The sequence below is a fragment of the Streptomyces sp. NPDC045998 genome, from assembly GCF_056430285.1.
This window is the reverse complement of record NZ_JBWKLJ010000010.1, coordinates 187,077-211,521: the sequence shown is the minus strand read 5'-3', so window position 1 is coordinate 211,521 and position 24,445 is coordinate 187,077. Positions and strand designations below refer to the sequence as shown.

General features: G+C 72.8%; 17 protein-coding genes. 9 read left to right on the top strand and 8 right to left on the bottom strand.

Translation table 11 applies throughout. The annotated features are described in order from the left end of the window. The first annotated feature begins 68 nt into the window (after positions 1–68). Entirely contained in the window at positions 69–962 is an 894-nt protein-coding gene (locus tag AC07FJ_RS27640; RefSeq protein WP_479052017.1) for a LysR family transcriptional regulator, read from the top strand. Between the two features lie 106 nt (positions 963–1,068). On the opposite strand, the gene AC07FJ_RS27635 is transcribed toward AC07FJ_RS27640, so the two are convergent. Next, positions 1,069–1,440 carry a WhiB family transcriptional regulator gene (locus tag AC07FJ_RS27635; RefSeq protein WP_479052016.1) on the bottom strand — a complete coding sequence of 124 codons (372 nt, stop codon included), beginning with the start codon at positions 1,438–1,440 and terminating at the stop codon, positions 1,069–1,071. Positions 1,441–1,842: 402 nt separating this feature from the next. Here AC07FJ_RS27635 and AC07FJ_RS27630 point away from each other — a divergent pair, with 402 nt between their 5' ends. The 4 genes from AC07FJ_RS27630 (at position 1,843) to AC07FJ_RS27615 (ending at position 6,228) form a co-directional block, all read left to right on the top strand. Next, positions 1,843–2,454 carry a response regulator transcription factor gene (locus AC07FJ_RS27630; RefSeq protein WP_003948568.1) on the top strand — a complete coding sequence of 204 codons (612 nt, stop codon included), beginning with the start codon at positions 1,843–1,845 and terminating at the stop codon, positions 2,452–2,454. Between the two features lie 233 nt (positions 2,455–2,687). Then, positions 2,688–3,290: a sigma-70 family RNA polymerase sigma factor gene (locus tag AC07FJ_RS27625; RefSeq protein ID WP_361421232.1), complete on the top strand. Its 603-nt coding sequence runs from the start codon at positions 2,688–2,690 to the stop codon at positions 3,288–3,290. 193 nt (positions 3,291–3,483) lie between these two features. Next, positions 3,484–4,986, top strand: coding sequence for an IMP dehydrogenase (gene guaB / locus AC07FJ_RS27620; RefSeq protein WP_361421229.1), 1,503 nt, complete (start codon positions 3,484–3,486; stop codon positions 4,984–4,986). Between the two features lie 117 nt (positions 4,987–5,103). Further along, positions 5,104–6,228, top strand: coding sequence for a GuaB3 family IMP dehydrogenase-related protein (locus AC07FJ_RS27615; protein ID WP_479052015.1), 1,125 nt, complete (start codon positions 5,104–5,106; stop codon positions 6,226–6,228). Positions 6,229–6,359: 131 nt separating this feature from the next. Here the strand turns inward: AC07FJ_RS27615 and manB are convergent, their stop codons facing one another. The 6 genes from manB to AC07FJ_RS27585 all read right to left on the bottom strand — a co-directional run bounded on the left by manB (position 6,360) and on the right by AC07FJ_RS27585 (position 14,087). After that, the gene (gene manB / locus AC07FJ_RS27610; RefSeq protein WP_479052014.1) at positions 6,360–7,442 is read right to left on the bottom strand and encodes a mannose-1-phosphate guanylyltransferase; all 1,083 of its coding nucleotides are present in this window, start codon (positions 7,440–7,442) and stop codon (positions 6,360–6,362) included. Positions 7,443–7,475: 33 nt separating this feature from the next. Beyond that, positions 7,476–8,732 (bottom strand): glycoside hydrolase family 113, encoded by a 1,257-nt coding sequence (locus tag AC07FJ_RS27605; protein ID WP_479052013.1) that lies wholly within the window; start codon positions 8,730–8,732, stop codon positions 7,476–7,478. Between the two features lie 117 nt (positions 8,733–8,849). Continuing rightward, positions 8,850–10,298 carry a glycosyltransferase family 2 protein gene (locus AC07FJ_RS27600; RefSeq protein ID WP_479052012.1) on the bottom strand — a complete coding sequence of 483 codons (1,449 nt, stop codon included), beginning with the start codon at positions 10,296–10,298 and terminating at the stop codon, positions 8,850–8,852. 83 nt (positions 10,299–10,381) lie between these two features. Then, entirely contained in the window at positions 10,382–11,173 is a 792-nt protein-coding gene (locus AC07FJ_RS27595) for a hypothetical protein (protein WP_479052011.1), read from the bottom strand. A 157-nt stretch (positions 11,174–11,330) separates the two neighbouring features. After that, entirely contained in the window at positions 11,331–12,677 is a 1,347-nt protein-coding gene (locus AC07FJ_RS27590; protein ID WP_479052010.1) for a glycoside hydrolase family 26 protein, read from the bottom strand. 168 nt (positions 12,678–12,845) lie between these two features. Then, positions 12,846–14,087, bottom strand: coding sequence for a nucleotide sugar dehydrogenase (locus AC07FJ_RS27585; RefSeq protein WP_361421208.1), 1,242 nt, complete (start codon positions 14,085–14,087; stop codon positions 12,846–12,848). A gap of 223 nt (positions 14,088–14,310) precedes the next feature. On the opposite strand from AC07FJ_RS27585, the gene AC07FJ_RS27580 reads away from it, so the two are divergent. Beyond that, on the top strand, positions 14,311–16,017 hold the full coding sequence (locus tag AC07FJ_RS27580; protein ID WP_479052009.1) for a glycerol-3-phosphate dehydrogenase/oxidase: 1,707 nt from the start codon (positions 14,311–14,313) through the stop codon (positions 16,015–16,017). A gap of 22 nt (positions 16,018–16,039) precedes the next feature. Here the strand turns inward: AC07FJ_RS27580 and AC07FJ_RS27575 are convergent, their stop codons facing one another. Beyond that, positions 16,040–17,104, bottom strand: coding sequence for a serine hydrolase domain-containing protein (locus tag AC07FJ_RS27575; protein ID WP_479052008.1), 1,065 nt, complete (start codon positions 17,102–17,104; stop codon positions 16,040–16,042). 160 nt (positions 17,105–17,264) lie between these two features. On the opposite strand from AC07FJ_RS27575, the gene AC07FJ_RS27570 reads away from it, so the two are divergent. The 3 genes from AC07FJ_RS27570 to AC07FJ_RS27560 all read left to right on the top strand — a co-directional run bounded on the left by AC07FJ_RS27570 (position 17,265) and on the right by AC07FJ_RS27560 (position 24,376). Further along, positions 17,265–19,883: a serine/threonine-protein kinase gene (locus AC07FJ_RS27570; RefSeq protein ID WP_479052007.1), complete on the top strand. Its 2,619-nt coding sequence runs from the start codon at positions 17,265–17,267 to the stop codon at positions 19,881–19,883. Positions 19,884–20,017: 134 nt separating this feature from the next. Then, the gene (locus tag AC07FJ_RS27565; protein ID WP_479052006.1) at positions 20,018–22,495 is read left to right on the top strand and encodes a protein kinase; all 2,478 of its coding nucleotides are present in this window, start codon (positions 20,018–20,020) and stop codon (positions 22,493–22,495) included. A 123-nt stretch (positions 22,496–22,618) separates the two neighbouring features. Then, the gene (locus tag AC07FJ_RS27560; RefSeq protein WP_479052005.1) at positions 22,619–24,376 is read left to right on the top strand and encodes a serine/threonine-protein kinase; all 1,758 of its coding nucleotides are present in this window, start codon (positions 22,619–22,621) and stop codon (positions 24,374–24,376) included. Positions 24,377–24,445: the final 69 nt, after the last annotated feature.

The following is a 24,445-nucleotide window of genomic DNA, read 5'->3' as shown; positions in this document are numbered from 1 at the left end:
AGCCCGCGTAACCCAAAGTGACCAGTGAATATTTCGCTGAACACCCAAGCAAGTCTTATATTCGAAGGGTGATCGAAGCCCGCCATCTCCGCGTCCTGCGTGCCGTGGCCGCCACCGGCTCCTTCTCCGCGGCCGCCCGCGAACTGGGCTGTACGCAGCCCGCCGTGAGCCAGCAGATGAAGGCGCTCGAAGCGTCCGCGGGTACCCCGCTGCTGATCCGCACGGGCCGCGAGATGCGCCTCACCCAGGCCGGCGAGGCGCTCGTACGCCACGCCTCCGGCATCCTCGCGGGGCTCACCGCCGCGGAGGAGGAGATCGCCGCCATCGCGGGCCTGCGGGCGGGCCGGGTCCGGCTGGTCTCCTTCCCCAGCGGCAGCTCCAGCCTGGTGCCCGGCGCCCTCGCCGCCCTGCGCGCCGCCCACCCCGGCACCCGCGTCTCCCTGGTCGAGGCCGAGCCGCCGCGCTCGGTGGAGATGCTCCGCGAGGGCGACTGCGACGTGGCGCTCGCCTTCCGCTACCGCCCGGCCGTCGCGGAGTGGGACGACCTGGTCGTCCGGCCCCTGCTCGCCGACCGCCTGGTCGGCCTGGTCCCCGAGGGGCACCGCCTCGCGGACGCCGGTTCCGTCTCCATCGGCGACCTGGCCGAGGAGTCCTGGATCGCCGGCTGCCCGCGCTGCCGCCGCCAGCTGGTCAGCGTGTGCGAGAGCGCCGGTTTCACCCCGCGCATCGACTTCGCGACCGACGACTACCCGGCGGTGGTGGGCCTGGTCGGCGCCGGCCTGGGCGTCGCCGTACTGCCGGAGCTGGCCATCGAGTCCGTACGCCCCCGGGGCGCCCGCACGGTCGTCGTGGAACCCGCCCTGGAGCGGGAGATCGTCGCCCTCACCCTGCCGGACCTGGCCAACGTCCCGGCCGTCGCGGCCACCCTCGACCACCTGGCGCGCACGGCGGCCCGGACCTGAACACCGGAAGGGCTCGGACACCGGAAGGGCCTGAACATTCAGAAGGGCGGCCCCGTTGGGCCGCCCTGAGTCCTGTCGGGTGAAGACCTGGTGAAGAAACGTTCCTTCAGCTGCGTGCCGCCGATCCCGTGTGTGCCGCCGATCCCGCCGATGCTCCCGGGCCTCCTGCCGCCGATGCCGCCGACGTCGTGACCAGACGATTGCGGGCCCGCCCCATGAGCTCCTCGCGCTCGTCCTCGGTGAGGCCGCCCCATACGCCGTAGGGCTCCCGCACGGCCAGCGCGTGGGCCGCGCACTCCGCGCGGACCGGGCACCGCATGCAGACCTCTTTCGCCGAGTTCTCGCGCGCACTCCGCGCCGCGCCGCGCTCCCCCTCCGGGTGGAAGAAGAGCGAACTGTCGACCCCCCGGCAGGCCGCGAGGAGCTGCCAGTCCCACAGGTCGGCGTTGGGTCCGGGAAGGCGGGAGAAATCTGCCATAGCGCATGTCCCCTTGAAACCGGTGCTGAGCGGATAGCTGGGCTGATGCCTGGGCTGATACAGCCACGACCGTACAACTACTGTCTAAGTAGATGTAAATATGACTCATTGCGAATCTAGCTACAGACACCGACAAAGTGAAGGAAAAGCCGCTAAATGGGGCATAGCTCTGGGTGAAGCAACGGTGACCTGCGTCGCTCTGCTCCGTACGCGCTCACTCACGTAGAGTGCCGAAGGGGGAGGGCGGACCCGTAACTCTTTCGAGTGACCGTCGTTGAGAGTGCGGAGGCGGTTGAGAGAACAAGCGCTCGGGCAGACGTCCGGGCGCGTCAACCGCACAGGTGACGATACGTAACCAGCCTGGAGGCCCAAGGTGACGCGCATCAGCTGCGGAGGACGGCCATGACATCCGTCCTCGTCTGCGACGACTCCCCGCTTGCCCGAGAAGCGCTCCGCCGCGCCGTCGCCACCGTGCCCGGCGTCGAGCGCGTGACGACCGCGGCCAACGGCGAGGAAGTCCTCCGCCGCTGGGGCGCGGACCGCTCGGACCTGATTCTGATGGACGTACGCATGCCCGGACTGGGCGGCGTGGAGACCGTCCGCCGGCTGCTCTCCGCGGACCCCGGCGCCCGCATCATCATGCTCACCGTCGCCGAGGACCTCGACGGCGTCGCGCTCGCCGTCGCCGCGGGTGCCCGGGGCTATCTGCACAAGGACGCCTCGCGCGCCGAGCTGCGCGCCACCGTCACCCAGGCGCTCGCCGACCCGACCTGGCGCCTCGCCCCGCGCCGGCTGCGCTCGGCCGAGATGGGCGCCGCGCCCACGCTCACCGCGCGCGAGATCCAGGTCCTCGAGGGCATGAGTCACGGCCGCTCCAACGCCGAGATCGGCCGCGAGCTGTTCCTCTCCGAGGACACGGTCAAGACCCACGCCCGGCGGCTGTTCAAGAAGCTGGGCGCCTCGGACCGGGCGCACGCCGTCGCGCTCGGATTCCGCTGGGGTCTGGTGCGCTAGCACGTGACCGTTCGGATCCCCGTCCGCCGCCCGGCGGACGGGGCGGCGGAGGCCCGATGTCTGTTTCCGGCTCGATGCCGCATCCTTGAGATGTGGAGTTCCTCGGGGACGAGTCGATCGAGCGGGAGGGGAGGGCGCAGGAGATGACGTCCGGCGCACCTGCTCATAACGCTTCGGTGCACAAGTACGCACGCGGTGCCACCGAGCGGCAGACGTCAAGGCACGATGGACCGATGCGCGATGACGAGACGCAGGTGTCTGCCATGTCCGCGGGAGCGGGGGCGATCGGAGCGCTGGTCCACCGTGCCGTCGAAGGCGACGAGCAGGCCACCCACGACCTCCTGGCGCACGTCCACCCCCTGGCCCTGCGGTACTGCCGTACCCGGCTGAGCAGGCTCCCCGGTGACGCGCGCCACTTCGTCGAGGACCTGGCCCAGGAGGTCTGCGTCGCCGTCCTGATGGCGCTGCCGCGCTACAAGGACACCGGGCGGCCCTTCGAGGCGTTCGTCTTCGCCATCGCCGGACACAAGGTGGCCGACCTCCAGCGGGCCGCGATGCGGCACCCCGGATCCACCGCCGTACCGTCCGACGAGATGCCCGAGCGCCCGGACGACTCGCTCGGACCGGAGGAGCGGGCCCTGCTCAGCGACGACGCCGAGTGGGCCAAGAAGCTCCTCGCCAACCTGCCGGAGAACCAGCGCGAGCTGCTGGTGCTGCGCGTCGCCGTCGGCCTCACCGCCGAGGAGACCGGCCAGATGCTCGGGATGTCCCCGGGCGCCGTGCGGGTCGCCCAGCACCGCGCCCTCAGCCGCCTGCGCGCCCTCGCCGAACAGTGAGCGGCCCGTCCGTACGGCCGCCCGTAAGGCGCCCGCGCCCACGTCGTGCGGCCGCTCCGCGCGGCCTCGTACGGCCGCGTCCGTCCGTGTGAACGTACAAACCTTCCGGGTGATCTTGCTCGTGGAATGAGACACGCGCTCAGCCCGTTAGCATGGACATCCGCACCGATCAAGGCCATTTGGGGAAGGTGTCATGACTGCCAACGTCGACGGAGTGCCCGAGAAATTCGCGACACTCGGGCTGACCTACGACGACGTGCTGCTGCTGCCGGGCGCGTCGGACATGGCGCCCGACCAGATCGACACTTCCTCGTACATCTCCAAGAACGTACGGGTGAACATCCCGCTGCTGTCCGCGGCGATGGACAAGGTCACCGAGTCCCGCATGGCCATCGCCATGGCCCGTCAGGGCGGCGTCGGCGTCCTCCACCGCAACCTCTCCATCGCCGACCAGGCCAACCAGGTCGACCTGGTGAAGCGCTCCGAGTCCGGCATGGTCACCGATCCGATCACGGTCCGCCCGGAGGCCACCCTCGCCGAGGCCGACGCCATCTGTGCGAAGTTCCGCATCAGCGGCGTCCCGGTCACCGACCCGGCGGGCAAGCTCCTCGGCATCGTCACCAACCGCGACATGGCCTTCGAGACCGACCGCCACCAGCAGGTGCGCGACGTCATGACCCCCATGCCGCTGGTCACCGGCAAGGTCGGCATCTCCGGCGTCGACGCCATGGAGCTGCTGCGCCGCCACAAGATCGAGAAGCTGCCGCTCGTCGACGACTCCGGCATCCTCAAGGGCCTCATCACGGTCAAGGACTTCGTCAAGGCGGAGAAGTACCCGAACGCCGCGAAGGACAAGGAAGGCCGGCTGATCGTCGGTGCCGCCGTCGGTGTCGCGGGCGACGCGTACGAGCGCGCCCAGGCGCTGATCGAGGCGGGCGTCGACTTCATCGTCGTCGACACCGCGCACGGCCACTCCCGGCTGGTCGGCGACATGGTCGCCAAGATCAAGTCGAACTCCTCGGTGGACGTCATCGGCGGCAACGTCGCCACCCGCGACGGCGCCCAGGCGCTCGTCGACGCCGGTGTCGACGGCATCAAGGTCGGCGTCGGCCCCGGCTCCATCTGCACCACCCGCGTCGTCGCCGGCATCGGCGTCCCGCAGGTCACCGCCATCTACGAGGCCTCCCTGGCCGCCCGCGCGGCCGGTGTCCCGGTCATCGGCGACGGAGGCCTGCAGTACTCGGGCGACATCGCCAAGGCCCTGGTCGCCGGCGCCGACACGGTGATGCTCGGCTCGCTGCTCGCGGGCTGCGAGGAGTCGCCGGGCGAGCTGATGTTCATCAACGGCAAGCAGTTCAAGTCCTACCGCGGCATGGGCTCCCTCGGCGCCATGCAGTCCCGTGGCGAGCAGCGGTCCTTCTCCAAGGACCGGTACTTCCAGGAGGGCGTCGCCTCCGACGAGAAGCTGGTCCCCGAGGGCATCGAGGGCCAGGTGCCCTTCCGCGGCCCGCTGTCCGCGGTCGTCCACCAGCTGGTCGGCGGTCTGCGCCAGTCGATGTTCTACGTCGGCGGGCGCACGGTCCCCGAGCTCCAGGAGCGCGGCAAGTTCGTCCGGATCACGTCGGCGGGCCTCAAGGAGAGCCACCCGCACGACATCCAGATGACCGTCGAGGCGCCGAACTACAGCAGGAAGTAGCAGCGGGAATCAGGCGTACGCGCGGGAGGGGCGGTTCCGGGATACGGCCGGAACCGCCCCTCCCGCGTGTGTCGGGGATACTGGTAGGCGCAGACGTAGAGGGAAAGGCCACACATCGTGACTGAGATCGAGATCGGGCGCGGCAAGCGCGGCCGCAGGGCGTACGCGTTCGACGACATCGCCGTCGTACCGAGCCGGCGCACCCGGGACCCGAAGGAGGTCTCGATCGCCTGGCAGATCGACGCCTACCGCTTCGAGCTGCCGTTCCTGGCCGCCCCCATGGACTCGGTGGTCTCGCCCGAGACCGCCATCCGCATCGGGCGGCTCGGCGGCCTCGGCGTCCTGAACCTCGAGGGCCTGTGGACCCGCTACGAGGACCCGCAGCCGCTGCTCGACGAGATCGCCGAGCTGCCGGGCGAGACCGCGACCCGCCGTCTGCAGGAGATCTACGCGGCCCCGATCCAGGAGGAGCTGATCGGGCGGCGCATCAAGGAGGTGCGCGACTCGGGCGTGGTCACCGCGGCCGCGCTCTCCCCGCAGCGCACGGCGCAGTTCTCCAAGGCCGTGGTGGACGCCGGTGTCGACCTCTTCGTCATCCGCGGCACCACCGTCTCCGCCGAGCACGTCTCCGGCGCGGCCGAGCCGCTGAACCTGAAGCAGTTCATCTACGAGCTGGACGTCCCGGTCATCGTCGGCGGCTGCGCCACCTACACCGCCGCCCTGCACCTGATGCGCACGGGCGCGGCGGGCGTCCTGGTGGGCTTCGGCGGCGGCGCCGCGCACACCACGCGCAACGTCCTGGGCATCCAGGTCCCGATGGCGACCGCCGTCGCGGACGTCGCGGCCGCCCGCCGCGACTACATGGACGAGTCCGGCGGCCGGTACGTCCACGTCATCGCGGACGGCGGCGTCGGCTGGTCCGGCGACCTGCCCAAGGCGATCGCGTGCGGCGCCGACGCGGTGATGGTCGGCTCCCCGCTGGCCCGCGCGACGGACGCGCCGGGCAAGGGCCGCCACTGGGGCATGGAGGCCGTCCACGAGGACGTGCCGCGCGGCAAGCTGGTCGACCTCGGTGCGGTCGGCACGACGGAGGAGATCCTCACCGGTCCCTCGCACTCCCCGGACGGGTCGATGAACTTCTTCGGCGCCCTGCGCCGCGCGATGGCCACGACCGGCTACAGCGAGCTCAAGGAGTTCCAGCGCGTCGAGGTGACGGTCGCGGACGCCCAGCACAGCCGCTGACCGCTTCCCACGCGCCTTCGCGCGACGGGGCCCGCACCGAGCGCCGGTGCGGGCCCCGTCGGCGTAACGGTCCCGTCCGCGTACGGCCCTCTCCGCGGACGGCTTGTCCGTACGGTCCTGTCCGCGCGGTCCTAGGAGAGGAGCGACGGCGCCGCGGAGGTGCGGATGGCGGCCGGCGGGAGCGTGACGCCGCAGCCGATCCGCAGCCCGGGGACGAGCTCGTTGTCCGGGCCGACGGCCGCGCGGGCGCCGACGACCGTGTCCCGCAGGGTGGTGCCCGCGCCGATCGAGGCGCCTTCGCCGACCACGGAGCGGTGCACCAGGGCGCCGCCGGCTATCCGGGCGCCCGGCAGCAGCACGCTGCCCTCCACGACCGCCCCGGCCGCCACGACGGCCCCCTCGCACACCACGGTGCCGCCGCTGAGCACCGCGGCCGGGTCCACCAGGGCGCCCGGCAGGACGAGCGCGTCACCGGCCGGGCCCGGGAGCGCGGGCGAGGCGACCGCGCCGGTGACCAGGTCGGCGGAGCCCCGTACGAAGGCCTGCGGCGTGCCCAGGTCCAGCCAGTAGCCGGAGTCGACCACGCCGTGCAGGGGGACACCGGCGGCGAGCAGGCCGGGAAACGTCTCCCGTTCCACCGACACCTCCCGCCCGGTGGGGATCGTGTCGATCACCGCGCGGGTGAAGACGTAGCAGCCCGCGTTGATCTGGTCCGTGGTGATCCGCTCCTCCGGCCCGGGCTTCTCCAGGAAGGCCGTCACCCGCCCCTCCGCGTCGGTCGGTACGAGCCCGAACGCGCGCGGGTCCGCGACCCGGGTCAGGTGCAGCGTGACGGCCGCCCCCGAGGACAGGTGGGCGGCGAGGTCCACGCCGGAGAGGATGTCGCCGTTGAAGACGAAGACCGGCTCCCGGGGGCCGCTCGTCAGGAGCGCGGCGGCGTTGCGGATGGCGCCGCCCGTGCCCAGGGGCTCCGGTTCCGTCGCGTACACCAGCTCCAGGCCGAGCGCGGAACCGTCGCCGTACTCCGCCTCGAACAGCTCGGCGAGGTACGACGTGGCGAGGACGAGCCGGGTCACTCCGGCGGCCGCCGCGCGGGCCAGCTGGTGCGTGAGGAGGGGGACGCCCGCGACCCTCAGGAGGGGCTTGGGGGTGTGGGTGGTCAGGGGCCGTAATCGCGTGCCCTTGCCGCCGACCAGGAGGATGGCCTCACTCATCGCGGGCTCACCCCTTTCTGCTGTTCCGAAGGGTCATGGTGCGGGGGTGGTGTCCGGACCGGCACGGGTTCCGGCGCCGGTCCCGGTGCCGCTGCCGGTCCCGGTCCCGGTGCCGCTCCCGGTCCCGGTCCCTGGGCCGGGATAGGCGGAGCCGAAGCACGAACGGATGGCTTCCTCCGTCTTCGCGCGGCCGGCGAAGTTCAGCCGGGACTCCTCGTCCGTCGGCGGGGTCCTCGGGTCGTCGTCGAAGTAGACCGACCACCAGTAGACGCCGCCCATCCGGCGTTCCCGGACCACCCGGCAGACGGCCGTGTACCAGTTGGCCTGGACGGCCGTGTTGACCTCACGCGTGGTGTAGAAGTCGCCGGGGGCGTGGTACGCGCCGTCCATCGCGGCGATGCCCGCCTCGGTCAGCACCACGCGGGGCAGGGGGCCCTCGGCCTTCTTGTCCAGCCAGGTGTTCCAGCCGGCGGCCAGCTGCTCGACGGACGCGTCGTCGGACACCTTCACGGGGAAGTACGCGTCGACGCCGAGGTGGGTGACCGGCACGTCGACCCGCCCGGCTACGTAACTGTCCCAGTTGGCGTCGTACGAGATCTCCCCCGAGAACCGCTTCTCGGCCGACTCCACCAGGGCCTTCCAGCCCTGCGCGCCCTCCATGGAGTTCAGCTCCGTGCCGATGACGAACGTCGCCGCCTTCTCGCCCTCCGCCACGTCCAGGTAGGGGCCCAGGAAGCGCTCGTACGAGGCGAACCAGGCCGAGCGGCTCGACGGGGCGATGTTGCCCCGCCAGCCCTCGGGCGGGTCCAGCGACTTCTCGTCCAGGAGGGGGCGGACCGTGGTGCGCAGGCCCGCCTTGCGGAAGGTCTCCAGGACGATGGCCAGATGCCCCGGGCTCGGCGTGTGGACGCCCGCCTTCAGCACGCTGGACGTACGCCCCTCCGTGTAGAGCGGGAAGGAGACGGCCACCGAGTTGGCCTTCAGGCCCACGAGGTAGTCGGCCTGTTCGGCGGCCTTCGCGGCGATGTACGCGTCGCTGTGGGACGCCTTGTCCTCCCAGTAGACCTGGACGCCCCACTGCGGCATGCCGGGCCGCCACGGCCGGGCCACGCGCGCGGGGGAGGTGTTCTTCCGGGCCCCGTCCCGGGAGGAGGGCGGCTCGGGCCGTACGGACGGTGGTGCGGAGTCGTCGCCGACCACGATCCTGGGGACCGGGTCGCCGGCCTCCCAGCGCACCGGGTGGTCACCCACCACGAGGGGCGCGCCGACGACCAGAACGGTCACCGTCACCGGGAACACGGCGAGGAGGGGGATCCTGGAACGCTGCTTCCGTGGTGCGGGGCTCGAGGAACTCACGGCATTCGTGCGACTCATGGGTCTCATGGGGCTCATCTGGGTTTCCGAACGCTATGCGGGCTTGGCGATGACGACGAACTTGTTCTCCTCGCGACGGAGGAACTTGATGAGCCCGCGCAGGCCGCCGAGTCCCTCCATCACCGAGAAGACCGGGATGAGCGCCAGCACCGCGAACGGCTCCCACCAGGCGCGCTTGCCGTTGAACGAGACCAGGGCGTTGAGCCGCAGCCCCTCCCAGTACGTCCAGATCACATAGGCGAAGCTCAGCGACCACATCACCACCACGGACTGGGTGACCGGAGAGGTGTTGAAGTCCCCGACCAGCCAGGCCACGAAGAGCACCGTCGCCACGTGCTGGAGCGGGCCGAGGACCCAGCTGACCATGCACAGCATCAGGAACCAGCGGTAGCGCAGCGGTATGGTCCGGTTGAAGCAGAGCGCCACCAGCCCCCACGCCCACCGCTCCCGCTGCTTGACGAAGTCCCGCGTGGTCGCGGGCGAAGCGCCGTAGCAGCGGCCGTTGAACCAGTCGCTGCGGCCGGGGTACGTACGGCAGAAGGTCAGCGCCAGCTGCGCGTCCTCCACGATCGCCTTCGGGCCGAAGTCCCAGCCGATGGTCGCCTCTATGGAGGCGCGTAACAGCAGCAGCTCCCCGTGGACGCCGGCGACGGGGGTGCCGAGACCGGTGAAGGCCCGGAACCGTGCGATGTCGTCGGCGGGGCGGACGGCGTCGGCGAGCCAGGTGAACCGGTTGACGGCGTTCTCACGCGGGTACGCCAGGATGCCCTGCGCCATGTGCTTGGCCTGGTCGCCGGCGCGCCGCTGGCGGTTGACGAACTGGGCGAGGGCCGCCGCCGTGTCCGGGCCCACCCCGGTGTCGTCGTCCATGTGCAGGACCCACACGTCGTCGAGCGCCTCGCCCTCGCCGATCCGCAGCTCGTGCGCGTAGTGGTTGGCCCGTGCCTTGAAGCGGGTGCCGTTGGGCGTCTCGTACGCCTTGGGGACCGTGACGACCCGGATGAGCGGGTGGGAGGCGGCGAGCGCGTCGATGCGGGCGGCGGCCTCGCAGCCCTCCTCGGTCAGCACGTCGACCCGCAGGTGCGGGAAGTACGCCGGGAGGTGCTCGACGTAGCTGAGGACCGACCTCTCCAGGGCCGGGTAGGTGTCGTGGCGGCCGATGGTCGGGACCAGCACGATCAGGGAGTCCTGCTCCACGGGCGCCGGCGGGGTCATCTCATGGGCGCGGCGCACCCGGCGGCGGATGAGCAGGACGCCCTGGAAGCCGACCATCACGCCGATGGCCGGCAGCGACCAGATGACCGAGAGGGTCCAGCCGAGCGGGGAGGGGTTCGGTTCGAAGACCCACAGGCCGAAGGCGAGCAGGCAGAGGAAGGGAAGCAGGAATGCCAGGACGCTCGGTTTCCACTTGGCATGCCGCTTCGCCATCCGGGCGTCGAGGCGGGACGGGGTCACCGCGCTGCGTACGGCGGTCGAAGACATGAGGAAGGGTCTCTCTCCGGTGCGTTGCATGCGTGACGGGACGGGACGGGAGGGGACGGGGGCCCTACGGGCTCGCTACGGAGTCACCGCTGCGGCGGCTGCGGCGGCTGCGGCGGCCGCGGTGCGCCGTAGGGCGGGCCCTGTGGCGGCCCCTGCCGCGCGTCCTGCTGCGGCCAGCCCGGCGGTACGGGCGGTACGGCGTTCCCGTACGGCTGCGGGGTGTGCGGCGCGGGCGGGGGTCCGGGGGTGTACGGCTGCGGCGCGGCCTGCGGAGGGCCCTGCTGCGGGTACGCCTGGGCGGACTGCTGAACCGAGTGCGGAGCCGACTGCTGAGCCGACTGCTGGGCGGCCTGCTGGGCGGCCTGGGCCTGCTGGGTCCACGGGTTGGCCGGTGGCTGCCACGGCTGGTGCGGCTCCCGCCCCCGGACGAGGAGGACGGTGAGCGCCGCGGTGACCAGGAAGCCCGCCGCGAACGTGACCAGCTTCAGCTGGCCCTCGAGGGTGCCCGTGAACCAGTCGCTCTGCTGGTCGTCCAGGAGCGCACCGGTGAGGCTGCGCAGCCGGTTGTAGCCCTCCACCAGGGCCACCCCGACGGCCAGTCCGCGCCCCAGGGCGTTGCCCTGCAGGATCAGCAGCCCCGCCGCCAGGTAGACGACCGCCCAGTTGAGGTTGAACGTCTCGGCGCGGCCCGAACCGTCGTTGAATCCGTAGTAGAAGACGCCCTGCAGGAACTCCGCGGGGCCCACCTGCCAGAAGCAGTTGTAGGCGGCCCAGACCAGCAGGACGCCCGCCCAGGCGAGGGCCGTCCAGGCGGCCGCGCGGTACGCGCGCGGCAGGGGCTGTTGCCGCTGTTCCCGTAACAGTGAGGCGGTCACGTGACTCCCGTTCGTCCCCCGGCCCGGAGTGGTCACCCCGGCCGAACTCGTGTGTCCTGACGTGTCGTGCTGTGCCGTGCGGTCTCGTGCTGTGCTGTGCTGTGCTGTGCCGTGCAGAGTCGTGCGGTCTCGTGTGGCGTCGTGTCGTGCCGTTCGGTCAGCGGCGGTGCAGTGCCCCCCAGTCGACGGGGCCGCCGCTGCCGCCGGTGAGCACCGACGGTGCGCCGTACGTCGCCTTGACGTCCTCCGGCGCGTTCCGGGCGGTCAGGCCGTCCCCCCAGACCGTCCACAACACCCAGGGCGCGTCCCGCAGCGTGTCGCGCCGGCGCACGCCCAGGGGCACGTGGAAGGACTCCGCGAGCACGCGCGGCTTGCCGTATCGGGCGAGGTCCCGGTGCCACCTGCTGGTCCAGGGGCCCGGGCCGAAGGGCTGGTCCGGGGTGCCGCTGTAGTCGTCGACGCCCACCACGTCGACGTACTCGGCCCCGGGGAAGTGGTCCCACGGCTCGCTGCCGTGGACCCCGTCCCACGCGGACGGCGCCCAGACGAAGATCAGGTTGTGCAGGCCGCGGGAGCCCACCAGGTAGTCGTGGAGCGTGCGCCACAGCGCGGCGTACTGCTCCGGGCGCAGCCCCGACCACCAGAAGCCGCGGTCCTCGCCGAGCGCGTTCATCTCGTGGTACGGGCGCAGCAGTACGGGGACGTCATGGGCGGCGAGGTAGCCGAGGTGGTCCGCGAGGAAGGAGAGGTCGAGCAGCAGGTCCCGGTGTTCGGCGGTGCCGGGGGTGATCACCCGGTCGATCCAGCCCGCGTCGCGGGCGGCCGGGGAGGTGCGCCGCATGGTGTGGTCGAAGCTCTTGACCGGGCTGCCGGGCCACGGCTGGTGGAAGGACATCCCGACCAGTCCGGCGGGTGCTCCGCCGTTGTGGGGCAGGGCGCCGCGGGTGCCGTCCCACCGGCGCTCCCTGCCGTCCCGGTTGTAGGAGCCGTCGGGGGTGCGGGGGAGGCCGTGCCAGACGCCCATGGCGAGGTCGACGGCGTCGTTCGTGTACGTCCAGTGGGCGCGGCGCGCGGGCCAGGCGGCGCGCGAGTAGGAGCGGGGCTCGCCGACGCCCCAGTCGGCCTCCTGATAGCCCGGTCCGAGGTCCACTTCGACGAAACCGGGCAGTTCGCCGGTGATGTCGCGGGGCTTGCGGTAGTAGTACCCGGCGGGTTTGACGCCCTGGTGGTCGCCGTAGCGCGGGTTGTACCGCTCGTTGTGGAGCTCGACGTGCTGGCCGATGACCGTGCCCCTGGGGCGGCCTGCCCGCGCGTCGGCCTCCAGGGCGGCTAATAAGCCGTAGACGGCGCGGGCGGCGGGGGTGGCCGCCGGGTCCCGGCCCGTCAGGTCGCTCTGCGGCCGTAAGTCCTTCGCCGCGGGGGCCCGGGAGGTGCTGAAGGCCGCCACTCCGGCGAGCGTGCCGGCGGCGCCGGCGCCGCCGACGAGCACGGTACGGCGTTTCATGTGCGAGGACCCCCCTCCGGTATGCGCGCAAGCCTTTCCCGCATCTTGCACTCAGACGGACCACGTTGGGGAAAAGTTGTACGGATTGGCCGTGAGGTCTTCGTTACGCGGGGTGTCAGGTGGGGCGGCCCTGTTCGGCCGTCACCCGTTCGGCCCAACAGGTGCCACTCAGAGGCGGTGTGCCGCCCCCACCGGGGTGACCCCGCGGGTGTCCAGGAGGAGCTGGGCCTTCACCGCCAGCCCCTGGAGGTCGTACGTACGGTGGTGCTGGAGCAGGATCGTCAGGTCCGCGGCGGCGGCCGCCTCGTAGAGCGAGTCCGCGCGGGGCACCGGCAGGTCGCGGACGCGCCAGTCGGCCACGTACGGGTCGTGGTAGCTGACCACCGCCCCCATGTCCATCAGGCGGCGGGCGATCTCGGTGGCGGGGGAGCCCTCCTGGTCGGCCAGGTCCGGCTTGTACGTGATGCCGAGCAGCAGCACGCGCGCGCCGCGCGCCGACTTGCCGTGCTCGTTGAGGAGAGTGGCGCAGCGCTGGATGACGTACTGCGGCATCCGTTCGTTGATGCGCGTCGCCAGTTCGACCAGGCGCAGCGGCCGGTGGGGGCCGATGGTGTCGACGGGTGTGCCGTGGCCGCCGACTCCGGGGCCCGGGCGGAAGGCCTGGAAGCCGAAGGGCTTGGTCTCGGCGCACCGGATGACGTCCCACAGGTCGACGCCGAGGTCGTGGCAGAGGACGGCCATCTCGTTGACCAGGGCGATGTTGACGTGGCGGAAGTTGGTCTCCAGCAGTTTGACGGTCTCCGCCTCGCGCGGCCCGCGGGCGCGGACGACCTTGTCGGTGAGGCGGCCGTAGAAGGCGGCGGCCGACTCGGTGCAGGCGGGGGTGAGGCCACCGATGACCTTGGGGATGTGGGCGTAGTCGTGCGCGCGGTTGCCGGGGTCGAGGCGGCCGGGCGAGTACGCCAGGTGGAAGTCGCGGCCGGCTCGCAGCCCGGAGCCCTCTTCGAGCAGCGGGCGCAGGACGTCCTCGGTGGTGCCGGGGTGCACCGGGGATTCCAGCAGGACGGTGGTGTGCGGGCGCAGCCGGGCGGCCAGGGCGCGGGCGGCGCCGGTGACGGCGGTCAGGTCCAGGGCCTGGTCGGCGCCGAGCGGGGTGGGCGCGCAGATGACGGCGGTGCGGACCCGGCCGAGCTCGGTGGGGTTGGTGGTGGGCCGGAAGCCCCCCGAGAGCATCCGGCGGATCTCGGACGCGGTCAGCGAGCCGTCGACCGGGGGGCGGCCGGCGGCGAGTTCCGCGACGGGGCGGGGATCGGTGTCGAAGCCGATGGTGCCGATACCGGCTGCTGTGGCGGCTTGGGCGAGGGGCAGTCCGAGGTGGCCGAGGCCGATGACGGCGAGGTCTGCGGGCATGGGTGATGCCGTCCTTTCCCGTAGCCGGAGTGGACGCGTTGTGCAAGTCCTGTGGACAGAACGAGCGGGAGCAATGTCAGACTAGGCGTAAATATGACCGTTATGTGGCATTGCCAGCGTTTGGACGTCCGAGTGTTGTCCACAGGCGGTGGCTGAAGTCGGAGCGCGGGGACAGAATCGAAGCTGTGGGCCCGACCACACGGGGGGACGACGGGAGGCAGCGGTGAGGACAGCGACACTGGGACCCGCGGAGCGCGCCGAGGCGCTGGCGGGCATGGCCGAGGGTGAGCTGGACGTGCTGGTGGTCGGCGGCGGAGTGGTCGGCGCCGGGACCGCCCTGGACGCGGCGACCCGCGGGCTCGCGACCGGGCTGGTGGAGGCGCGCGACTGGGCGTCCGGCACGTCGAGCCGCTCCAGCAAGCTCATCCACGGCGGGCTGCGCTATCTCGAGATGCTGGACTTCGCGCTCGTCCGCGAGGCGCTGAAGGAGCGCGGGCTGCTGCTGGAGCGGCTCGCACCGCACCTGGTCAAGCCGGTGCCCTTCCTCTACCCGCTGAAGCACAAGGGCTGGGAGCGGCTCTACGCCGGGTCGGGCGTCGCGCTGTACGACGCGATGTCGGTCTCGTCCGGGCATGGGCGCGGGCTGCCCGTACACCGGCACCTGACGCGGCGGCACGCGCTGCGGGTGGCGCCGGCGCTGCGCAAGGACGCCCTGGTGGGCGCGTTGCAGTACTACGACGCCCAGATGGACGACGCCCGCTTCGTCACCACCCTGGTGCGGACGGCCGCGAGCTACGGCGCCCGGGTCGCCAGCCGGGCCCGGGTCGTCGGGTTCCTGCGCGAGGGGGAGCGCGTCGTCGGTGCCCGGGTGCGGGACGTGGAAGCGGGCGGGGAGTACGAGGTCCGCGCCAAGCAGATCGTCAACGCCACGGGCGTGTGGACGGACGACACCCAGGCGCTGATCGGGGAGAGGGGGCAGTTCCACGTACGGGCGTCGAAGGGCATCCACCTCGTCGTGCCCAAGGACCGGATCCACTCGAGCACCGGGCTGATCCTGCGCACGGAGAAGTCCGTGCTCTTCGTGATCCCCTGGGGCCGCCACTGGATCATCGGCACCACCGACACCGGCTGGGACCTCGACAAGGCGCACCCCGCGGCCTCCAGCGCCGACATCGACTACCTGCTGGAGCACGTCAACAGCGTGCTGGCGGTGCCGCTCACCCGGGACGACGTGGAGGGCGTGTACGCCGGGCTGCGGCCGCTGCTGGCCGGCGAGTCGGACGCCACGAGCAAGCTGTCGCGCGAGCACACGGTGGCGCACCCGGTGCCGGGCCTGGTCGTCGTGGCGGGCGGCAAGTACACGACGTACCGCGTGATGGCCAAGGACGCCGTCGACGAGGCGGTGCACGCCCTCGACACGCGGGTGGCGGCCTGCGTCACCGAGGACGTGCCACTGCTCGGCGCCGAGGGCTACCGCGCGCTGTGGAACGCGCGGGCGCGCATCGCGGCCCGGACGGGCCTTCACGTGGCGCGCGTGGAGCACCTGTTGAACCGGTACGGCTCCCTGGTGGAGGAGGTGCTGGAACTGATAGCCGCCGATCCCTCGCTCGGCGCGCCGCTGGCGGCGGCCGACGACTACCTGCGTGCCGAGATCGTCTACGCGGCGTCGCACGAGGGGGCGCGGCACCTGGACGACGTGCTGACCCGGCGGACCCGGATCTCCATCGAGACCTTCGACCGGGGCACGCGGAGCGCGCGGGAGTGCGCGGAGCTGATGGCGCCGGTGCTCGGCTGGGACCGGGACCACGTCGACAAGGAGGTGGAGCACTACGACAAGCGGGTCGAGGCGGAGCGCGAGTCGCAGCGGCAGCCGGACGACCTGACGGCGGACGCGGCACGGCTCGGCGCGCCGGACATCGTGCCGATCTAGGGCCTGTTTTCCGGATCAGGCTTTAGCCGGCCCGGCGGTCGACCGGCGGGCGCGCGCAGAACTCGGACTCCAGGAGCGCCGGTTCCAGGGCGGGAAGTGTTCCGGCCGCGAGCGTGTCCGTGTTGACCCGGAAGGTGAGGGTGCGTCGACCGTCTGTGGTCGCGGCGGTACGGACGTAACTCCCGGTGATGTGCCCGTTGTGTCCCCACACGGTGGTGCCGCAGGACAGGGTGACCGGATAGACGCCCATGCCGTACGCCCCGTGGGACGGGCGGGTGTCGAGCAGTTCGCGCAGTTGGGGTGAGGGGAGCAGGCGGCCGCCGAGGAGGGCGGCGTAGAAGCGGTTCAGGTCGTCGAGCGTGCTGATCAGCTCGCCGGCCGCGCCCGCGTGGCGCGCGTCGAGGGCGGTCACGTCATGGCCCCGCGCGTCGTACGCGCGGCCGTGCGGGGCGGGGAGTGCGGTCCGGGCGCCGGGGAACGAGGTGCCTGTGAGGCGAAGGGGGTTGATGATGCGGCGCCGGGTCTCGTCCGCGTAGGAGCGGCCGGTGACCCGCTCGACGACCATGCCCAGCAGCGCGTAGTTGGTGTTCGAGTACGCGTACGAGCCCGGTGGTCGCGGTGGGCGGGCCAGGGCGTTGCGGACGGCGTCCGCCGGGCGGGCCGGTGCGGGGCCCGCGGCGGTGGCGTAGTCCGGGATGCCGCTGGTGTGCGTCAGCAGGGCGCGCAGGGTGACGCGGCGGCCCAGAGGGCCGGGCAGCAGTCCGGGCAGATGGCGTGCCACCGGGTCGTCCAGGCGCAACCGCCGCTCGGCGCCGAGCTGGAGGACCACCGTCGCGATGAACGTCTTGGTGATGCTGCCCGCGCGGAAGTGGTCCGCACGGTCGATGTCCGGACCAGTGGCCTGGAAACGGGAGGAGCGCGGTGAAGCGGACAACAGGGCGGCGGCGGGCGCGTGACCTTCCGACACGAACCGCTGCAGGACGGGGGAGTCGGGCACGGGCTCCGGCTCCGGGGAAAGGGGCCGCGCGCCCAGCGCGAGCAGGACCGCCGCCACGACGACGGCGCTTCGCTTCCAGGGCGTTGGCATGGTCCGGGTCCCTTCCTCCGGGGCCATCCTGACGCACGGCGGACCCGGAAGAACCGCCGGTCCCGGAGTGAGGGACAATGGACGCTCTTCCAGGGCGGGTTACCGCATCGCGCGGGAAGCGGCAGGCGCGGGCGAGGATCAGGGATCGCAGAGGGGACGCATGTCGGAAGCGGAGCAGTCGCGGGGCGCGGCGCGGAAACCTCAGCGGGACGAAGCGAAGCCGGGCGCCGAAGCGGACGTCAAGCCGGATGACGGGCAGGCCGGAGGCACCGTCGACGGCCGGGCCGACGGCGCGGTCGACGACGGTGTGGCCGAAGGCGGCGCGGTCGGCGACGGTGCGGGAAAGAGCCGGAGCGGTGGGTCGGATGACGGTCCGGAGGCCGGTCCGGAGGCCGGTCCGGGGGCCGGAGCGAAGGACGGGCCGGACGTGAAGCCGGGTGTCGAGACGGGCAAGGGTGCGGCCGTGGAGTCGGGCGTCGGACAGGACGTGAAGCGGAATGGAACCGCCCAAGCGGAAGCCGGAGCCGAAGCGGAAGCGGAATCCGGAGCGGCGCGGGTGAAGAGCGGTACCGCGTCCGAGGCCCGGGCGGCGGTCCCCGCCGCACGGTCGGGCGCGGCGGACGACGACGCCAAGCCCACCGGGCCTTCCCGGCCCGCGCGGTCCTCGGAGCGCTCGGAGGGCTCGGAGCCCTCGGAGCCCTCGCGGGCCGACAAGCCGGCGGAACCGGGCGGAGCGTCCGCGTCCGCGGCCGAGCCCCCGGCGTCCGCGGCCGCCGCACGCAAGCCGTCGGTGCCGGGAGCCCGGCAGCCCGGTGGCGCGGACAAGAAGGGCACCTCCGCCTCCGGCGAGGCGGCAGGCCGCACGCCCGGCGCGGCGGCCGGACGCTCGGCGGGTACGGTCGCCAAGACGGCCGAGGGCCGCCTCCTGGCCGGCCGGTACCGGCTCGGTGTCGTGCTCGGCCGCGGCGGCATGGGCACCGTCTGGCGGGCCGTCGACGAGACCCTCGGCCGGACCGTCGCCGTCAAGGAGCTGCGTTTCCCCAACAGCATCGACGAGGAGGAGAAGCGCCGCCTCATCACGCGCACCCTGCGCGAGGCCAAGGCCATCGCGCGGATCCGCAACAACGGCGCGGTGACGGTCTACGACGTCGTCGACGAGGACGACCGCCCCTGGATCGTCATGGAACTCATCGAGGGCAAGTCGCTCGCCGACGTCATCCGCGAGGACGGCGTGCTCACGCCGAAGCGCGCGGCCGAGGTCGGCCTCGCCATCCTCGACGTCCTGCGCTCCGCGCACCGCGAGGGCATCCTCCACCGCGACGTGAAGCCGTCCAACGTGCTCATCGCCGACGACGGGCGCGTCGTCCTCACCGACTTCGGCATCGCCCAGGTCGAAGGGGACCCGTCCATCACCTCGACGGGCATGCTCGTCGGCGCCCCCTCGTACATCTCGCCCGAGCGCGCCCGTGGCCACAAGCCGGGCCCCGCGGCGGACATGTGGTCGCTCGGCGGCCTGCTGTACGCGTGCGTGGAGGGCTGCCCGCCGTACGACAAGGGCTCCGCCATCGCGACGCTGACCGCCGTGATGACCGAGCAGCTCGACCCGCCGAAGAACGCGGGCCGGCTGGAGGAGGTCATCTACGGCCTCCTGCACAAGGACCCCGAGAAGCGGCTCGACGACGCGGGCGCGCGGGTGCTGCTCAACGACGTGATCCACACGCCCGAGCCGCCGGTGGCGCCGCCGGCCCCGGAGCCGTCGCCGGAGGCCACCCGCGTGGTGCCGCTGCCGCCCGCGCCCTCGGCCGCGGCGAAGGGCAAGGAGGCGGCCGACGCGGCGGCCGAGCGGATGCGCGGGGCGCTGCGCTCCGTACGCAACGCGGCGACCAAGCCGGAGCCCGCGCCCCGGCCCGGGCCGACGGCGGAGCAGAGGCCGCAGGCACCGGTGCGGGCGCCGCTCACCGACGTGGTGCCGCGCCGCACGCTCGTGGTCATCGCGGTCGTGGCCGTGCTCGCGGTGGTGGCCGTCGTGCTGGCCTTCGCGCTCGGCGGCGACGACGAGAAGGGCACGGGCGGGCAGGGCAAGCCGCAGGGCGGTACGACCGCGTCCGCCGGGGCCACCGGCGGGGACAAGGGCGAGGACGGCGGCAAGGGGCAGGGCGGACAGCAGCCGGCCACCGGTGGCCAGGACGCCACCCAGGGCGCCCAGGGCGGCGGCACCGGCACGAACACCGGCACGAGCACCGGCACCGGTACGAGCACGGGAACCGGCACCAGCACCGGCACCGGCCAGTCCACCGGCGGGACCGGCAACGGCGCGGCCCTCCCGCCCGGCTACACCATGGTCACGAACGACCGCTTCCACTTCTCCATGGCCATGCCCTCCACCTTCCGCATGACGGGCATAGCCGGGCAGAACTCCGGCGGGATATTCAGCGCGAACGGCGGGTTCCCGCGCGTCCAGGTCGACTTCAACGCCAGCCCCAAGGACGACGCCGCCAGCGCCTGGGCCGCGGCCGTGGGCGCCGTCTCGGCCACCAGCAACGGCTACAAGCACCACGGCATCGAGAAGGTCGACTACAACGGCTACCCCACCGCCGCCGACTGGCAGTTCGAGCGCAATCAGGGCGGTGAGCGGGTATGGGTGCTCAACAGGGGCTTCAAGGTCGACGCCAAGCACGGCTACTCGATCATGATCACCTGCAAGTCCAGCGAGTGGAACGGAGCGGAGTGCACCACGCTGCGCAAGACGGCGTTCGCGACGTTCCGCCCCAAGGACTGACCGGGGCCACGTATCGTGAGAGCGCGAGGACCGTACGAAGCCGATTGGGTAGTTAACGGTACGGGTACTGACCGGTTTTGACGGTTCCGCACGGCCTGGCGGACCGGGGGACAGCGCGCTCGTGGGGAGGCGTCGTGGAGGACTACGCGGGGAGGGTGCTCGCCGACCGCTACCGCCTGCCCTTGCCGCCCTCGGACGAGTACGACCTCGTCGAGACCCGCGCCTTCGACACCTACAGCGGCCAGGAGGTGCTGGTCCGGCAACTGCCGTTGCCGGAGGTCGTCGAGGCCGAGGTGCTCGACGACCGCGGCACACCGCCGGGGTACGCGGCGGCGCCGCGGCGCGGGGCGCCCGGCCGGGCCACCCGGCGGCCCGGTGACCCTGCCGTACGGCGGGCCGTCGAGGCCGCCCAGGCCGCGGCGCAGATCCCGGACCACCCGCGCCTGGACCAGGTCTTCGACGTGTTCACGGAGGCCGGTTCCCTGTGGATAGTCAGCGAGCTCGTGCCGGCCCGTCCGCTGGCCGCGCTGCTCGCCGAGGAACCGCTGAGCCCGTACCGGGCGGCCGAGATCGCCTCGGACGTGCTCACCGCGCTGCGCGCCCTGCACGCGCACGGCTGGGTCCACCGCAACATCACCGCGCGTACGGTGCTGGTCTGCGACGACGGGCGCGTCGTCCTGACGGGCCTGGCGGCCGGCGCCGCCGAAGAGGCCCTGTGCGGGTACGCGCCGGTCCCCGTACCGGACGACGAGGACGACGAGCACGACGACGAAACGGAGCGCGCGGACGCGCCGGAAGCCCCCGGGCCGACTCCAGGTGGCGAGCCCGGGCTGCCGTACGGCACGCGGCCGTACGGCGTGGACCCGGCCGGCGCCTCCACGGCGGACCCGCGTGCCGTGCGCGCCGGGGCCATCGCCGCGTACCGGGCCGGGGCGGCCGCCGCGAGCCGCGCCCACGAGGCCGGTGCCGTCGCGTTGCCCCCCGGCGGCACGCTGCCGCCCGGCTACGAGCCCCACCAGGCCCATGCGGCGCTGTACGACGAGGACCTCGACGAGCTCGACGACCTCGAAGACCACGACGCGTACGGCGGCGAGGCGCCGCGCGCCCTGCTGACGGGCACCTGGCACGACGGCCCCGGCGCCACCGGACCCGTACCGGCCGGCGGTGGCCGCGTGCCCGTGCCCCGGTCCTCGCAGGAGCCCGTGCGGCCCGAGCCCGTACCCGGGCTCCAGCCGGAGCCCGGGCACGCCTCCGCGCCCGCCGGCCGCTGGGACGACGTCGTCGCGGGCAGCCGCCCCGACACCCCCTACCGGGGCCCGGCCACCCCCCTCGCCGCCGAGCGCGCCCGACAGGCCCGGATCGCCGTCGTCGGGGCCGTGACCGAGCGGTGGGCGCCCGAGCAGGCCGGGCCCGTCCACGGGACCTGGCAGCTGGCCCCGCCCATCGGCCCCGCCACCGACCTGTGGGCGCTCGGGGCGCTGCTCTACCGCGCGGTCCAGGGGCATGCCCCGTACCCCGAGGAGAGCGCCGCCGAGCTGGTGCAGCTGGTGTGCGCCGAACCGCCCGCGTACGCGGAGGAGTGCGGCCCGCTGCGCCCGGTCGTCGAGTCGCTGCTGCGCCAGGACCCCACCGAACGCCCCGACTTCGAGGAGCTGCGCGGCTGGCTGCGCTCGCTCATCCGCTCCGCGCCCGAGCCCGACGCGGGCGTCGGCGTCGTCCCCATGCCGTCCGTCCCGGTCGACAGCGCGCGCCTGCCGGTCGTACGCCGACGCGGCGAGCTCGTCCGCAGGCGCCGCGGCCGCGCGGGCACGGTCGAGCAGGCGGGCCACGGCCGCCACCGCCACAAGAAGCCCAGGGCGGCGACCCGCGAGCCGCGCCCGGCGAGAGCGCCCCAGGGGCACCAGGACGGCGCCCGGCGCCCACGTGCGCTCGGCCGTACCCTCCTGCTGCTCATCCTGGCCGCGCTCGCGGCCGCCATCGCGTACGCCCTGCTGTTCATGCCCAAGGCCGAGCCCCAGGAGCGGCAGCAGGGTGCGGCGCCCCGGCCCACCGCGCCCCGGCAGGACGGTCAGACCGGGCAGCCGGCGCCCACGCCCACGCCGACCCCCACCACCCCCGCCCCCTCTCCCAACGCCGTCACCCCGACCACCCCCGCCCTCGCCGCCGGCTACACGCTCCGGGAGGACCCCGAGGGCTTCCGCATAGGCGTCCCCAAGGACTGGCGCCGCAGCCCCATCAACGACGTCGGTCAAGTGCGCTACACGAACGGGGACTACACCCTGATCGTCGTCCCCGGCCGCGACACCCTCCGGGCCAACGGTGCCGACCCGATGGAGTACCAGCGGACCAAGGAGCGCGAGCTGCAGCCCTGGCGGGACTCCTCCTGGTCCTCCGTCACCGGTATGCGCCGCGTCGACGTCGGACAGCAGGTCATGGCGGAGGGCCAGTTCACCTGGCGGGACGCCAACAACCGTGAGGTGTACGTCCGCAACCTCGCCCTCATCGTCGGCGACCGCTACCACGTCATCCAGGTCATCGGCCCGGACGGCCAGCGCGACAAGGTCAACGAGGTCTACGAACAGGCCGTCACCGCCTACCGCGCCACCCGCTGAGCCCCACCGGGCACCGGCACGGCCGCCGCACGCATCACGGTGCGGTCTCCGTGGTGGCCCCGAGGTTCCCCGCCGGCCGCCACCCTCCGTAATCTTGGCCTCCTGAGCAATGGGCGGGGGCAAGTGGAACACTCTGGGGAAACGGCCAAGGGTCTGGTACTGGCCGGGCGTTACAGATTGGCCGAATCCATCGGCCGCGGTGGCATGGGCAAGGTATGGCGGGCCCATGACGAGCTCCTCCACAGGACCGTCGCCGTCAAGGAACTGACGGCGGGCCGTTACGCGTCGGAGGCGGACCGGATCGTCCTCCACGCCCGTACGCAGAAGGAAGCACGCGCCGCCGCCCGCATCAGCCACCCCGGCGTCGTCACCGTCCACGACGTCCTGGAGCACGACGACCGGCCCTGGATCGTGATGCAGTACGTCGACGGGCCCTCCCTCGCCGACGCCGCCAAGGAGGCCGAAAACCGCCGTATCGAAGCGCGTGAGGCGGCCCGTATCGGCATGCACGTGGTGAATGCGCTGCGTGCCGCCCACGCCGCCGGAGTGCTCCACCGGGACGTCAAGCCCGGCAACGTCCTGCTGGCCCGCGACGGCCGCGTGCTGCTCACCGACTTCGGGATCGCCGCCATCGAGGGCGACGCGACCATCACCCGTACCGGGGAACTCGTCGGCTCCATCGACTACCTGGCGCCCGAGCGGGTACGGGGCGGTTCCCCCGGCCCGGCCTCCGACCTGTGGTCGCTGGGCGCCACGCTGTACGCGGCGGTCGAGGGCGCCTCGCCCTTCCGTCGCTCTTCCCCCATCAGCACCATGCAGGCCGTCGTGACGGAGGAGCAGCCGCCCGCCGAGCACGCCGGACCGCTCGCCCCCGTCATCACCGCGCTGCTGCGCAAGGACCCGGCGGACCGCCCCGACGCCGCCGAGACCGAACGGATGCTGCTGGAGGCCATGGAGGGCCGCACCCCGGCCGCCGCCCAGGCGTACGTGCCGACGCGGCGCGTCGACGAGGCGGACCGCGCCGCGGCGACGGCGAACCGGGACGACGCGCCCACCAAGGTGGACGGGCGGCCGGGTGAGGAGACCTCCGGGCCCTCCGGGTCCTCCGCGACGTCTGGGGCCTCCGCGACGTCTGGGGCCGCTGGGTCCTCGGGGACCGCTGGGTCCTCTAGGGCCTTTGGGGCCTCTGGGGCCTCCGGCTCCTCTGGGTCAGCCGGTTCCGCCTCGTCCGCGCCCGCCCCGAAGACCGCCCGGGAAAGCGCAGCCGCCACCACCGCGGTCGCGGATAGCGGCGCCGGACGCCGTTGGCGTGCGGCCGCCCTCGTCGTCGTCCTCGCCGCCGTCGTCGGCAGCGCCGCCGGCTTCGCCGTGACGCGGTACGGGGACGACGGCGGCAGCCGCCCCGACCGCGCGCTGCCGACGGCCGTCCCGGACGGCTGGGAACGCGTCAAGGACCCGGAAGGTTTCAGCCTTTTTGTGCCCGAGGGTTGGGAGCGGCGCATGGAGGGGGACCAGATCGACTACACCCCTGACAACGGCCGCCACCTCATCCGGATCAGCAAGGACCCGGCGCCGGACTTCGAGACGCCGTGCCTGCACATGAGCGACATCGAGAAGAGCCTGCGGAAACGGCTGCCACAGTATGCACGGAAGCAGCTGCAAACGAACACGTTCCGTGATCAACTGGAATCCTGTCTGTGGGAGTTCACCTGGGTGGAGACCAAGGACCACGCGGGGGAGCGACGCGCGATCGACCAGGTGTACTACGCGGACGACGGAACCGAGTACGCGCTGTACATGTCGTCCCCGGCCGAGGACTGGGCGACCACTCGGAAGCAGTTCGACATCGTGCTGCGCGGCTGGCGTCCCGCCGAGGAGTGACCTCGGCGCGAGCAGAGGGGATGTGCCGTGTCCGGACTGGGGCAGCAGCGGCGGATCGCCGATCGTTAC